Raw genomic sequence first — 12,703 nt, 5'->3', positions numbered from 1 at the left:
TCAATCCGGGTGTGGGAGGTGCTGAATCCTGCTGGCGTTGACGAAGAAGAGGCCCAGGTCGCTCACCGCCAGCTGGCTGATGCCACGGAGGTCCGGCAGGAGGACGGAGACGCGGCCCTCTTCCTGGTTCCTCCGGTGGATTCCCTGGGCGTGCGTCGAGACGTAGTAGAGGCTCCCCGCGTGAAACCGGAGGCTCGCGGCTCCGGGGGGCAACTCCTGGATGCCGGCGGGCTGGGCTGCTGGATGCGGCGCAAGCGGGAGATGCACCAACCTACGTGAGGGCTCGTCATCCTCGCCAAACACGGCGAAGGGGCCAATGGGCGTCAGCGCCATCGAAATGGGCGCATATGGCGTTACCAGCCCCTCTTCGTCGGGCCAGGTGAGTACATCCTCTTGGGGGCCTTCCGCCTGGATGTCCAGTCTCACCAGCGCGTTGCTGACCACGAGGGGGGCGGCGCTCACCGTCCTTTTTTCCCGCCAGTAGAAGTACGCCTCACTCAGCATGAGGTTGTACGCCGAATGCACTGGGACTTCGGCGACACGTTCAATGGGGCTTGGCGCATCGGTGCTCGTGCGCCAGACTGAATTCGTGGGTTGATACGCCTCGCCCAGCCAGTACAGGTGGGGGCCCGCGAGGATTGGCTCTGCGGTGTATCCCAGCTCCAACCCCTCGGCGAGCAGTTCCTTGCTGCCACCTGACCTGGGTACGCGAAAGAGACGGCCCAGTTCACGGTATCCAGCGTTCGGGGTCGCATCGACACGCACGTGCTCGATGAAATAGACGTGCGTGGGACCGAGCACGAAGCGGCTGAAGGTGCCCTCCGCCAGGATCGTGGCGGTCTCCTGAGGCTCGCTGATGCGCGTGCGATAAAGCGTTGCCCGAGGCGGCTCGGTGCGCTGTGAGGCTTCGATGAAGTTCAGCACGTAGACCGAGCTGTCATCCACCTCGACCTGCGCGACGTACACTTGGCCAGGCAGTTGCGCGAGGGTGAGTGGCTCTAGGCCATCCGTACCTTCGGAACCCCCGCAACCCCAAATATTCATGATAATGAATGCAGTCGAAATAGCCAATGGAAAGCGCTTCACGTCACGTTCCCCCTGAAAGCGCCGGACCTTCGGTGGAGCAGGTAGGTTTGTCAATAGGGGCTGGGTTGAAATTGTCTGTCCATGCCCGGGACTTCCGCGACCTCGCCTTCGACGAGCTGCGCGCATGCAGTTCGATCTGGAGACCACCGGCCTGGACTCGTCGCACCACCGCGTCTTCCTCGTGGCGCTCCGGAGCCCGGACGGGGAGACGGAGACAATCGAAGCGCAGGCGGATGACGACTCGGCGGAGGCGGACCTCCTCTACCACCTGGCGGAGCGCGTGCGCGCGTGGGACCCCGACGTCATCGAGAACCACAACACGAGGGCCACGCCAGGCCGCGAGGACTCTCTCACGCTTCAACTGGTCCGAAAATCGGGGGGCAGACCATCCGAAAGCTCGTATCCAGCACCCCTGGCCTGAAGAGCGGTTTGACGTCACCACTTAAGGCAAGAGCCCAGTGCGTTAGCAGCGCCCGCTGGGATCTGTGCGGGGGGCGGCTCGAACCTTCACGGGTGAAGAGCCATCCCTATCGCGACCGAAGAGAGGCCGCGCCAGCAGGTCTGGCGCGGCCCTTCGACGGGGCACCCGGCCAAGGTGAGACCAGGGGGCTACCGGGGCGTCAGCGCCCGCCTGTGGCTCACGGAACGGTGACCGTCACGGCGTTGCTGCGTTGACTGTTGCCCGCGCGGTCATACGCGATGGCGACAATGACGTGCGTGCCGGACTTGCCCGTTGTGTCCCACGTCCGGGTGAAGGGCGCGGTGGTCGAATAGGGTGTCTGGATGACGCCGTCGATCTCGAAGGCGACGTAGTAGAGCGATTGGCTGTCACTCGCATTGGCAGACAACGTGACGACACCACTGACGACGTCTCCGTTGGCCGGTGCGGTCAGGACGGACGTGGGCGGCGCGTTGTCGACGATCAGCGAACGGGTGTGCATCGCGACATTGCCTGCCCTGTCAGTCGCGCGCAGGGTCAGGCTGTAGGGGCGATTGGCCAGCACCCGCGTGTCCCACGCGAAGGTGTACCCAAAGCTGGTGGGGCTCGTCAGCGAGCCCTTGAGGTACCCCTCCTGGAAGAACTCGGCCAGGACCACGCCTGAGAGGGACTGGTCCGTCACGGTCCAGCCCACGGTGATGTTGCCGCGCACATAGTTCAGGGTCTGTGGGTTGTACTGGGGCGTGCCCGAAAGAATGATGGGAGCGAAGTTGTCCACCATGACGCTCACCGGGTCGGAGATGCCCATGTTGCCGTCCGCGTCGAAGGCCTGGGCTGTCAGCGCCCGGGTGCCGGAGGGGGACGTCGTCGTGTCCCAGTCCACGATGAAAGGGGGCTGGGTGTCGGAGGCGATGAGGGTGGACCCTGAGAAGAAGTCCACGCGCGTGACGCCGACGTCATCGTAGGCGCTCGCCGTCAGGGTGATGGTGCCGCGCACGGCGCTGCCCGGGCTCGGCGAGAGGATCGTCACGGTAGGGGCTGCGCTATCGGTGCACAGCAGGTTTCCGAAGTCCTTCGCGAGGCGCCGCGCGTCGGTGGATTTCGAGCGCGCTGAGTCGAGGATCGATTCCGTCGTGCTCACCTGGAGCCGGCCTGGGGCGGCGGTGAATCGGTCGGTGACGGCCTGGAGGGTGGTGTTGAATGCCTCCGTACCCGGCGTCTGCGTGGCGAGTGCATGCCATTGCCGGGCCCAGTGGAGCGCGTCCGAGCGCTTGGATGCCGGCAGGTCGTACACGAGAGTGGCGGTGAGGGGCAGCGGCTTGCCGTCCGCATCGATTGCATCGAAGACCAGGTGGCCCTCGCCAGCGCTGTGCCGGTCCGAATTGTGGGTGTCCACGTGGTTGACGATGGCCTTCAGCCGCAGCGGCGCCTTCGTCATGTCCAGGGTGCCATCCGCGAGTCTTGGCCACGCTTCGAGGAGCTGGGGCACGAGCGCGCGGGCGACCGCGTCCTGTTCCGCACCCCGCTGGAGTCCGTCGCGGACGAACTCGGAGGGAGCGACGTCGCCGCTCATCTCCGCCAATCGTCGGCCGAAGCTCCACGCGCCGTCCGCGGCCCCGCGCACCTTGAGCATCGCTCCGGACCAGGCCGTACGCACCGGGTCATTCAGCACGGTCGCATCCTGGATGAGCAGCTCCCGCTCCGGTTTGATGGAGGAGAGGCAATCCAGAGGGGCGCTTGTGTGCAGGAGCTCGGCCTGGGAGCTCTCCGACGCGTCCGGGACATCACCACAACCGATGGATGCCAGGGCCGCCGCGCCAAACAGTGCGGAAAGGCCACGGGCCCCTTTCGAAACGATGCGCATGTGGATTCTCCCTTGAGGAGGCTGTGCTCGCATGGAATTGAGAGCGGCAGCGCGCAACGATATATCAAACAATCGGCTGGGGCGCGCCAGGGGAGGGGAGTGAATGTCGCGACCGAGCCCTGGTGAGGGCCCGCCCTATTCGTGCCTGTCATTGTAGGGTGTATTTCTTCAGGGGAAGCCGGCCGCGAGGACTGTCTCTGGCGTGACGCGCCCTGGGGCGTGATAGAGAACGGGCATGGATGCGACGGTCGCGCTGTGCCCCCTTCATCCCGAGCGGCCCGCGGAGGGGACGTGCAGCCGCTGCGGCACCTTCTTGTGTGAAGGCTGCCGCAGGTGGCAGGTGGGGCGCATGCTCTGCCTTCACTGCCACACCGTCGCGCTGGGAGAGAAACCCTCCAAACGCGCCACGCTGGCGCTCATCTTCGCCACGGTGGGGTTCATCGGGTTCGTGCCGGGCCTCGTGGGGCTCGTGCTGGGCTACCAGGAGCTGGCGGACATCCGGCGCGGTGCCGCCCCTGGCTCAGGGGAGGGATGGGCCGTGCTCGCCCGCAACGTCGGCTGGTTCCATGTGGCCATGCTGGTCATCATCGGCCTCGGCGTGGCCCTGCGAGGCTGAGCGGGCCGCGAGGCTTCGCCACGGCGCCGCCTGAAATCGCCCGTGACTTTGCAAGGTCATCCACAGGACAGCTAGCTTCGCCCCCCTGACCCGGTTTGGGGTCGACGGAGGGGGATTCACGTGGGGTCGAAGAAGCTGGCACTGGAGGCGGGTGGCCCGCCTCGCTTGGAGTTGTCGTGGGGCTGGGGGTGGAAGCAGTTCACCGTCGCCCTGGATGGAAAGGTCGTGGGAACGCTGGACGGTGGGGCGGCCGAGCTCAAGCGGGGCGTGTTCTTCAAGCTCCCTGACGGGAGCTCGCTGAACGTCCTGCTCCAGAGCGGCGTCTTTCGCACGGGCCTGGCGGTGTCGCGCGACGGGGAGGCACTTCCAGGCTCGGACACGGACCCGTCGCAGCAGGTCAAGCGCGCGGCGAACATGCTCTACTTCCTGGCCGGGGTGAACACCTTGCTCGGCGTCATCAGGCTGCTGGTGGAGAGCGAGGCACTGGAGGCCGCGGGGATGGGGCTGGGCTCCATCCTCTTCGGCGTGGTGGTCGCGGTGCTTGGCTTCTTTACCTACCGGGGCACCCGGGTGGCGCCCATCCTCGCCGGCATCCTGTACATCGCGGATGCGCTCACCACGGTGGTGGATACCGTCACGGAGGGAGGGCGCGTGCCCGTCGTCGCCCTCATCATCCGCGCCTATATCATCATCACACTCTTCACCGCGGCGAAGGCCGCGGCGGAGCTGCGCCGTCGCGAACAGGAAGACGTGGGCGTGTCGCTCCAGCCCTGATTCCAGGAACGACGACGCCCCCTGGCCAGGGAAGGCCAGGGGGCGTCATGGACAGCGCGAAAGCGACGACTCCCGGCCTACCGCTCGGCCGCCTCCGCCGCGCTCCGCTCTTCCTTGCAGAACGCCAGTCGCTGCTTGATGACGTCGAGCGGCACCGCCATCTCCAGCTTGAAGGACGTGCCATCCGGCTGGACACGCGCGAAGTCGAGCAACTGTGCCAGGTCCTTCTCGCCTTCGGCCTGTGCCTTGATGCGAGCCATGCTCAGCGCGGCGCCCAGCGTCTTGCCCAGGTCCGTGACTTCGTCGCCATTCGCGCCGCGGACCTCGGCGACCATCGCCACATCGCCGCTCGCGTCCACGTGGAGCTCCACGTTCTGGGCCACCCGGCGGATGCGGTCCGCCAGCTCTGCCTGCTCCTTGGGCAGCAGCCGCGCGAGCTGGTCCACGGACAGCACGCCATACATCTCCCCGTAGGTGCTGCCCTCGGAGATGGCGGGCGGCTCGTCCGGGCCGCGGCCCTCCACCCGGTCCACCACCGCCTTCACCTCATCCGGCGACTTGCCAATCACCAGCAGCTCGTTGTTCCACGTCGCCACCGCGGCCTCGCTCCGGCCACGCGCCGTGGTCCCATCCGGCCGCGTCACCGTCATGTCGCCCGGCTCGTACACCCGGGCGCCTTCGCCGTAGTCCATGGACACGCGCTCACCCAGCAGCTCCTTGAACTTCGCGTTGCCGAAGTTGCCTGACAGCATCATCCCTTCATCGGTGATGACCAGGCGGTCCAGGTCCTGGAGCGGGTCCACGCCACTGAGGTTCCGCAGCTCCTGCAGCCGCTTCCCGCCATCCCGCATCAGGCAGTCCAGCAGCAGCTCACCAATGGGCGAGTGCCGCAGCGCGTTCGCCTCGATGACCACCGCTGTCTTTCCCTCGCCGCGGGGTAGGGCGGCCAGCAGGGGGTCCCTGGGGCGCGCGCGCTCCGGCGTGCCCGCGTCCACCTGCACGGGCAGGACATGCGTCCGGCGCCGTTCCGCGCGCTCCCGCTCGGGGGCCCGCATCCGCCGGGGGAATTCCACCTTCGGCGTCTCCATGGCGGGCTCTTCACCCTGCCCGGTGAGCATCAACACCGCGGCCACCACGAACAGCATCGCCGCCACGACGAGCCACACCCGGCGGCGTCCACGGTTGTCCATGTCAGTAATCCTTTCCCTCGAAGCGCCAGAACCCCACCGCCAACGCTCCAAATCCAAACACCAGCACACCGAGCAACAGCAAGCCCAGCGAGCGCACCTCCAGCGGCGTGGACGCGGCGATGTCGCCCGCGGCAACGGCCAGCGCGGACAGCCGCGGCAACACCAGCGTCACCGCCCGGAAGGCTTCGCGTCCAAACCCTTCCTCGAAGAAGGGCGTCATCTGCTGCCGGTAGCCCGCGATGATTCCTCCCACCAGGAAGACGAAGCCGGAGGCCGCGCACAGCGCCGCGCTGCGCACCAGCGTCGCCGCCGTGAGCATCACCGCGTACACCGCCGCGAAGCCCACGCACGCCAGCAATCCCGCGATGAGCGGCCCCGCCGTCCAGTACCCCGCCTTCACGCCGAAGATGAGCACCAGCCCCGTCGTCCCATACAGCGTCCCGCCCAGCGCCAGCACCATCACGCCCAGGAAGGTCCCCGCCAGCAGGTGCCAGCGCTGGATGGGCAGCGCCAGCAGGTGCTCGATGCGCCCCGGTGACATCAGCGACGGCGCGAAGTCCGAGCACGCGACGATGCCGAACAGGATGCCGCCGTAGAACACCAGGAACGCCGCGGCCTGGTACACGGGCCGCAGGGCCACGTCGACGGAGCGGATGCTCGAGCGAAGCTCCTCGCCGAACAGCCGAGACGCCGCGAGCGCTCCGTCCACCACTTCGATGCGCAAGCTCAGCGCCACCGTGGCCAGCACCAGGGTGATGCCCACCATGAACGCCAGGATGAACTTGCGCGACATCGCCTCACGGAGCACGTAGCCCGCGATTCCCAGGACGGGCTTCACGCCGCGGCCTCCACTGTTCCCATCAGCACCGACTCCAGGTCCGTTCCGTCACGCCGCAGCTCCACCATCAATGCCCCCGCCGCGCGCGCCCGGTCCAATGCCCGGTTGAGCGCCGCCGGATCCTCCGCCTCGACGACGTAGTGTCCCTCCGCGACGCCTCGGACGAAGCCTGCCGTCACCAGGGCCTCCGTGTTGGCGCCCGGGGCGAAGCGCACCAGCCACCGCACGCCGCCGCGCGCCAGGTCCTCCAGCCGGCCCTCGCGCACCACGCGGCCTCCCGCGAGGATGGCGACGCGGTCACAGACCCGCTCGGTCTCCGCCAGCAGGTGGGAGTTGAGGAACAGCGTCGTGCCTCGCTGCACCTCGTCCTGGAGGATGCGCCGCACCTCCATCCGCCCCATGGGGTCGATTCCGTCCGTGGGCTCATCCAGCACCAGCAGGGAAGGGGTGCCCACCAGCGCCGCGGCCAGGCCCAACCGCTGACGCATGCCCTTGGAGTACCCGCCAATGCGCCGGCCCACCGCGTCCGACAGGCCCACGCGCTCCAGGAGGCGCAGGTTCACCGCCGGGTCCACGGGGAGGCCCTTCAGCCGCGTCACCGTCGCCAGGAAGGCGGGCGCCGTCCAGGTGCCGGGCAGGTGCAGGCGCTCGGGCAGGTAGCCGATGCGGGCGCGGATGCGCGGATCCTCGGGCGAGCCCCCCAGCACCCGGATGGACCCCTCCGTGGGCTGGACGATGCCGAGGATGCTCTTGATGAAGGTCGTCTTGCCCGCACCGTTGGGGCCGATGAGGCCGAAGGCGCTTCCTACCGGCACCGTCAGGTCCATGCCTCGGAGGGCCTCGTTGCCTCCCTTCCGGAAGGCCCGGTGGTACGTCTTTCTCAATCCCCTCACTTCGATGGCGGGTTCCTGGCTCGTCACGGTCGGGACTGTAGACGACTGGACGGTCCATCCATTGCGTCAGGTTGCCGGACGGTCGTCCGGACGGGCGGAACGGTCTCCTGGCCGCGCCCTGCGGCGCTCCGTTCGCGCCTGTGGGAAAGCCACTTCGCACGCCTGCGGTGCCTGCCGCGCCGCGGTAGCTCGTTGTTCCGGGGACTTGGCGGCTTGCAGATTCTTTGGAGCTCCACGGTCCGGCCCATGCATCGCCCGGCGGCACACTCAAGCCACGAGGAGCATCGGACATGACGTACGAGGACCGCATCGAACAGCAGCTGCTGGATGCCCGCCGCGAGCTGGAGCAGGCCGACAAGGACCTGGCGACCGGGACGGAGGCGGCACGCGTGCGCTACGCCCGCGCCCTGCACGAAGCGGACATCGCCGAGCGCCGCGCCCTGCGGCACGCACGGGAGGCTCGGAACCATCAGAAGAGCTGGAGGCTCGTCGCAGGCTGAGCAGGCGGGCTGGGGGCCCAAAACGGTGAAGGCGCGGCGCCGCCGGTTTATACCGGCGACCGCCATGGCCTATCCCATCCACCGACCCCGCCGCCTGCGCCGCAACGCCGTCCTGCGTGACATGGTGCGCGAGACGCGCCTCGACCCGGGCGACTTCATCTACCCCCTCTTCGTCGTGGAAGGCCGGGACGTGCGCCGTCCCATCGTCTCCATGCCGGGGATCTTCAACCTGTCGCTGGAGCACGTCGTCGCCGAGGCCAGGCACGCCCGGAAGCTGGGCGTGCCGGCCGTCCTCCTGTTCGGCATCCCCAACCACAAGGACGCCCGCGGCACCCAGGCCTACGCCGACGACGGCATCGTCCAGCGCGCCATCCAGGAGATCAAGGCGGCCGAGCCGGACCTCCAGGTCATCGTCGACGTCTGCCTGTGCGAGTTCACCGACCACGGCCACTGCGGCGTGCTGGAAGGCGGCCACGTCGTCAATGACGCCACGCTGCCGCTGCTGGCGAAGATGTCCGTGAGCTGCGCCAAGGCGGGCGCGGACATCATCGCTCCGTCGGACATGATGGATGGCCGCGTGGCCGCCATCCGTGCCGCCCTGGACGAGACGGGCTTCGGCGAGCTGCCCATCATGGCGTACTCGGCCAAGTTCGCGTCCGGCTACTACGGGCCGTTCCGCGAGGCCGCCCAGAACACGCCCACCTCCGGTGACCGCCGGGGCTACCAGATGGACCCCGGCAACTTCCGCGAGGCCCTCAAGGAAGTGGCCCTGGACGTGGAGGAGGGCGCGGACATGATCATGGTCAAGCCCGCGCTGGCCTACCTGGACGTCATCCGCGCCGTGCGCGAGCGCTGGGAGCTGCCCGTCGTCTCCTACAACGTCTCCGGCGAGTACTCGATGCTCAAGGCCGCCGGGCAGAACGGGTGGATCGACTACGAGCGGGTGATGCTGGAGACGCTCACGTCCATGAAGCGCGCCGGCTCCGACCTCATCATCACCTACCACGCCCTGGAGGCGGCGAAGCTCCTGTAGGCAACAGCCGGGCGGACCCGCGGCGGGTTGAGTCTTGATCCGCCGCGCGCGTTGCGTCCAAATGTGCGTCGCACGATGCCAACCAAAAAGCGGCCTGGACGAAAGTCCCAGAAGCCCCCGCCCCAACGCCGGCCCACCGCGAAGACGCGGTCCGGCGCCGGTCGCGCGGCCCGTGTCACCCCCTCAGGACCCTTGCAGTACAAAGTGGTCGAGCTGTCCACGGTGGACGAGGGCTCCCTGGAGCGCACCCTCAACGAGTGGGCGGCCCAGGGCTGGAACCTCGACGGCATCCAGTTCGCGATGCGCGAGTCCTCCAAGCGGCCGGCCATGGCCTTCGTCCTCTTCACACGCCAGGGCAGCCCCGCCAGGCATGATGAAGACGCGGCGCGCGGGCGGCTGATGCGGATGTCGGAGACGGGCAGTCCCACCGCGGCGCTCGCGGCTGAGTACACGCGCGAGCACGTCGCGTGGGCCGCGCCGATGATTTCTCCTTTGAGCGCCCACGAACGGCTGGCGCGTCTGGCGGGGCTGGATGAGCCCGAGCCGCGCGAGGAAGGACTCACGCTGGAGCCGGAGGAGTGAGCACCCCGCGAAGCCGCGTGTTCATGGCGGCCAGCCGGCAAGGTGGTGGTCGCGCCTTGCGGTTGGTGTCCGGAGACGCGCAACCCGATTCGCCCTATCCGAAGGCGTCGCTCTGGCTGCGCGGCGGCGCGCGGGCGGTGGACGTGTCGGTGGCGTGGGGCCTGTACGTCGTGGGAGGGGCGGCGGGTGCGGTGGTGGCGCTGCTGTTCCTGCTGCTGGCGGACGGGATGCTCCAGGGCCAGAGCGTGGGCAAGCGCATCTTCGGCGTGAAGGTGATGCATCTGCCCACGCGCTCGGCGGCGCGGCACCGCGACAGCACCCTGCGCAACGCGCCGCTGGCGCTCATCGTGCTGCTGGGAATGATGCCCGCGCCGCATGGGACGGTGGCCGCGGCCGCGGGGCTCATCGTCATCGGCAGCGTGGAAGCGTGGTGCGTGCTGAGGGATCCGCTGGGCTGGCGGCTGGGCGACACCTGGGCGCAGACGCAGGTGGTCGACGGGAAGGTCGTCGCGGGCGTAACCGTTGCAGCTCGCACGCCGGTCGCGCATGAGCGCGCCTCCGGCAGGCTCATGTCCGCGGCGAAGGTGCGCCGTGGACGCTCGTCGTTCAGGAAGCGAAGGGGGTACCCATGCGCATCGCGCTGACCCACAACCTCAGGCTGTCTGATTTGGAAGAAGAGGCGGAGTTCGACACGCAGGAGACGGTCAACGCGCTCGCGGCGGCCATCGAGCGCATCGGCCACCGGCTGGAGCGCTTCGAGGTGAGCGGCCCGGCCTCGCGCACCGTGGCGCGGCTGGAGGCCTACAGCCCGGACCTCATCTTCAACACCGCTGAGGGCCGCCGTGGCCGCTTCCGCGAGGCCTTTTATCCGGCCCTCTTCGACGAGCTGGGCTTCCCGTACACGGGCTCGGACGCGTACGCGCTGGCGGTGACGCTCGACAAGCAGCTCACCAAGCTGGTGCTGTCCAAGCAGGGCATCCGCACGCCCGGCTGGCAGTACGTGGAGAAGCTCAGCGAGCTGTCCGCGGAGAACCTGCGCTTCCCCGTCATCGTGAAGCCCAACTTCGAGGGCTCGTCCAAGGGCATCAGCCAGGACTCCATCGCGGAGACGCTGGACGAGGTCCGGGTCAAGGTGGCCGCCGCGCTGGAGAAGTACCCGTCCGGCGTGCTGGTGGAGGAGTACATCTCCGGCCGCGACCTCGCCGTGCCGTTCCTGGAGTCGGTGGACAATGACTACGACGGCGTGCTCTCCCCGGTGGAGTACGTCATCGACCCGGCCGTCACGCAGGGCCGCAAGTACGCCATCTACGACTACGCGCTGAAGACGTCGCGGGAGGGCACGGTCAGCGTGCGCGCCCCGGCGCAGATTCCGCCTCGCACGGCGGAGGACGTCCGGCGGATGGCGCAGAAGGTGTACCGGGCGCTCGACTGCCGCGACCTGGGCCGCATCGACGTGCGCCTCAGTGACGCGGGCGTGCCGTACTTCCTGGAGATCAACGCGCTCCCCAGCCTGGAGCCGGGCGCGGGCATCTACGCGGCGGCGGAGCTGGACGGCCTGCACCTGGATGGGGTCATCAACTCCATCATCACCAGCGCGGCGAAGCGGTACAAAATCAAGGACTCGTCGCGTCGCCAGGGCAAGCCTGCGCGCAAGAGCGGTCCGCTGCGCGTGGGCTTCAGCTTCAACGTGAAGCGCGTGAAGCCCACGGCCACGGCGGAGACGGTGGAGGACAGCGAGGCCGAGTACGACTCGCCGAACACGCTCCAGGCCATCCGCGAGGCGATTGCGTCGTGGGGCCACGAGGTCATCGACCTGGAGGCCACGGCCGAGCTTCCCTCGGTGCTGTCGAGCACGCCGCTGGACGTGGTGTTCAACATCGCGGAGGGCTTCAAGGGCCGCAACCGGGAGAGCCAGGTCCCGGCGCTGCTGGAGCTGCTGGACATCCCGTACACGGGCTCGGACCCGGCCACGCTGTCCATCGCCCTGGACAAGGGCCTGGCGAAGAAGATTGTCCGGCAGGCAGGCATCCTCACGCCCAACTTCCAGCTCATGGCGACGGGCAAGGAGCGCCTCAACAAGGAGTTCACCAGCTTCCCGCTCATCGTGAAGCCGGTGGCGGAGGGCAGCTCCAAGGGCGTCGTCACCAAGAGCGTCTGCCACAGCGAGGCGGAGCTGCGCGAGGTGGTGCGCGAGATTGCCGGCAAGTACCAGCAGCCCGCGCTCATCGAGGAGTACATCCGCGGCCGGGAGTTCACCGTGGGCCTGCTGGGCGAGCGGCGTCCCCGCGTCCTGCCGCCCATGGAGATCGTCTTCCTGGACCGGGAGGAGAAGAACCCCGTCTACAGCTTCCAGCACAAGCTGGATTGGACGGACCGCATCCGCTACGACGCGCCGGCGAAGCTGGAGCCCGCGCTGCTGGAGCGGCTGCGCACGGCGGCGCGCAACTCGTTCATGGCGCTGGGATGCCGCGACGTCGCGCGCATCGACTTCCGCATGGATGACAAGGGGCGCATCTACTTCATCGAGTGCAACCCGCTGCCGGGCCTGACGCCGGGCTGGAGCGACCTGGTGCTCATCGCCCAGGGCGCCGGCATGGACTACCGGGGGCTCATCGGCGAAATCATGGCCCCCGCCATCCGCCGCTACAAGGAGCGCGAGGCGCGCCGCGCCGCCAGCGAGCACCCCGCTTCGGTGTTGCGCAAGAGCGTGCCCCTGGAGGAAGGGACTCCCGCCGCCGCGCAGCCCGTGGCCGCGACGGCCCCCGCACCGGCGACCCCAGCGCCGGAGCCGTCTCCGCGCGTGGACGCGAAGGCCTGAGTCCCACGCGCCGCCCTGGCCGCCCCGTCCCGTGCCTCCTCTTCGAGGGGGCGGGCGGGGCCGGCTGGAG

Annotated in this window: 13 protein-coding genes; 8 read left to right on the top strand and 5 right to left on the bottom strand. The window is 68.6% G+C overall.

The window, feature by feature from the left end; translation table 11 throughout:
- Positions 1–966, bottom strand: coding sequence for a hypothetical protein (locus BLU09_RS16810; RefSeq protein WP_090490559.1), 966 nt, complete (start codon positions 964–966; stop codon positions 1–3).
- A 244-nt stretch (positions 967–1,210) separates the two neighbouring features.
- Between BLU09_RS16810 and BLU09_RS16805 the strand changes: the two genes are divergently transcribed.
- Positions 1,211–1,507, top strand: a complete 297-nt coding sequence (locus BLU09_RS16805) for a ribonuclease H-like domain-containing protein (RefSeq protein ID WP_373284011.1) — start codon at positions 1,211–1,213, stop codon at positions 1,505–1,507.
- A gap of 217 nt (positions 1,508–1,724) precedes the next feature.
- Here the strand turns inward: BLU09_RS16805 and BLU09_RS16800 are convergent, their stop codons facing one another.
- Complete coding sequence (locus BLU09_RS16800) at positions 1,725–3,389, bottom strand: Ig-like domain-containing protein (RefSeq protein ID WP_090490558.1); 1,665 nt, start codon at positions 3,387–3,389, stop codon at positions 1,725–1,727.
- Between the two features lie 235 nt (positions 3,390–3,624).
- On the opposite strand from BLU09_RS16800, the gene BLU09_RS16795 reads away from it, so the two are divergent.
- Both BLU09_RS16795 and BLU09_RS16790 read left to right on the top strand, forming a co-directional pair.
- Complete coding sequence (locus BLU09_RS16795; RefSeq protein WP_090490557.1) at positions 3,625–4,005, top strand: DUF4190 domain-containing protein; 381 nt, start codon at positions 3,625–3,627, stop codon at positions 4,003–4,005.
- A 120-nt stretch (positions 4,006–4,125) separates the two neighbouring features.
- Positions 4,126–4,779 carry a hypothetical protein gene (locus BLU09_RS16790; protein ID WP_090490556.1) on the top strand — a complete coding sequence of 218 codons (654 nt, stop codon included), beginning with the start codon at positions 4,126–4,128 and terminating at the stop codon, positions 4,777–4,779.
- Between the two features lie 77 nt (positions 4,780–4,856).
- Here the strand turns inward: BLU09_RS16790 and BLU09_RS16785 are convergent, their stop codons facing one another.
- Genes BLU09_RS16785 through BLU09_RS16775 form a run of 3 tightly spaced genes read right to left on the bottom strand, consistent with a single transcriptional unit; the run spans position 4,857 to position 7,691 of the window.
- A complete protein-coding gene (locus BLU09_RS16785; RefSeq protein ID WP_090490555.1) occupies positions 4,857–5,969 on the bottom strand; it encodes a hypothetical protein in 1,113 nt (370 codons plus the stop codon).
- A 1-nt stretch (position 5,970) separates the two neighbouring features.
- On the bottom strand, positions 5,971–6,807 hold the full coding sequence (locus BLU09_RS16780; RefSeq protein WP_090490554.1) for an ABC-2 transporter permease: 837 nt from the start codon (positions 6,805–6,807) through the stop codon (positions 5,971–5,973).
- Positions 6,804–7,691, bottom strand: a complete 888-nt coding sequence (locus tag BLU09_RS16775; protein ID WP_090490553.1) for an ABC transporter ATP-binding protein — start codon at positions 7,689–7,691, stop codon at positions 6,804–6,806. The genes BLU09_RS16780 and BLU09_RS16775 overlap by 4 nt, the downstream gene beginning before the upstream one ends.
- Positions 7,692–7,990: 299 nt before the next feature.
- Between BLU09_RS16775 and BLU09_RS16770 the strand changes: the two genes are divergently transcribed.
- From BLU09_RS16770 to BLU09_RS16750, 5 genes are all read left to right on the top strand, one after another.
- Positions 7,991–8,200 (top strand): hypothetical protein, encoded by a 210-nt coding sequence (locus tag BLU09_RS16770; protein WP_043613047.1) that lies wholly within the window; start codon positions 7,991–7,993, stop codon positions 8,198–8,200.
- Positions 8,201–8,264: 64 nt separating this feature from the next.
- A complete protein-coding gene (hemB, locus tag BLU09_RS16765) occupies positions 8,265–9,233 on the top strand; it encodes a porphobilinogen synthase (RefSeq protein ID WP_186817788.1) in 969 nt (322 codons plus the stop codon).
- Positions 9,234–9,425: 192 nt separating this feature from the next.
- Positions 9,426–9,815, top strand: coding sequence for a hypothetical protein (locus tag BLU09_RS16760; RefSeq protein ID WP_244171783.1), 390 nt, complete (start codon positions 9,426–9,428; stop codon positions 9,813–9,815).
- Positions 9,812–10,459: an RDD family protein gene (locus tag BLU09_RS16755; protein ID WP_011554104.1), complete on the top strand. Its 648-nt coding sequence runs from the start codon at positions 9,812–9,814 to the stop codon at positions 10,457–10,459. The genes BLU09_RS16760 and BLU09_RS16755 overlap by 4 nt, the downstream gene beginning before the upstream one ends.
- On the top strand, positions 10,444–12,633 hold the full coding sequence (locus BLU09_RS16750) for a D-alanine--D-alanine ligase family protein (RefSeq protein ID WP_090490549.1): 2,190 nt from the start codon (positions 10,444–10,446) through the stop codon (positions 12,631–12,633). Before BLU09_RS16755 ends, BLU09_RS16750 begins: the two co-directional genes overlap by 16 nt.
- Positions 12,634–12,703: the final 70 nt, after the last annotated feature.

Source organism: Myxococcus virescens, from assembly GCF_900101905.1.
Lineage (GTDB): Bacteria > Myxococcota > Myxococcia > Myxococcales > Myxococcaceae > Myxococcus > Myxococcus virescens.
This window is presented reverse-complemented; position numbering and strand designations above follow the sequence as displayed.

Coding starts and splice junctions, on each gene's coding strand:
- hemB (WP_186817788.1), top strand. CDS start 8,265: ATGGCCTATCCCATCCACCGACCCCGCCGCCTGCGCCGCAACGCCGTC.
- BLU09_RS16785 (WP_090490555.1), bottom strand. CDS start 5,969: ATGGACAACCGTGGACGCCGCCGGGTGTGGCTCGTCGTGGCGGCGATG.
- BLU09_RS16750 (WP_090490549.1), top strand. CDS start 10,444: ATGCGCATCGCGCTGACCCACAACCTCAGGCTGTCTGATTTGGAAGAA.
- BLU09_RS16770 (WP_043613047.1), top strand. CDS start 7,991: ATGACGTACGAGGACCGCATCGAACAGCAGCTGCTGGATGCCCGCCGC.
- BLU09_RS16795 (WP_090490557.1), top strand. CDS start 3,625: ATGGATGCGACGGTCGCGCTGTGCCCCCTTCATCCCGAGCGGCCCGCG.
- BLU09_RS16800 (WP_090490558.1), bottom strand. CDS start 3,389: ATGCGCATCGTTTCGAAAGGGGCCCGTGGCCTTTCCGCACTGTTTGGC.
- BLU09_RS16805 (WP_373284011.1), top strand. CDS start 1,211: ATGCAGTTCGATCTGGAGACCACCGGCCTGGACTCGTCGCACCACCGC.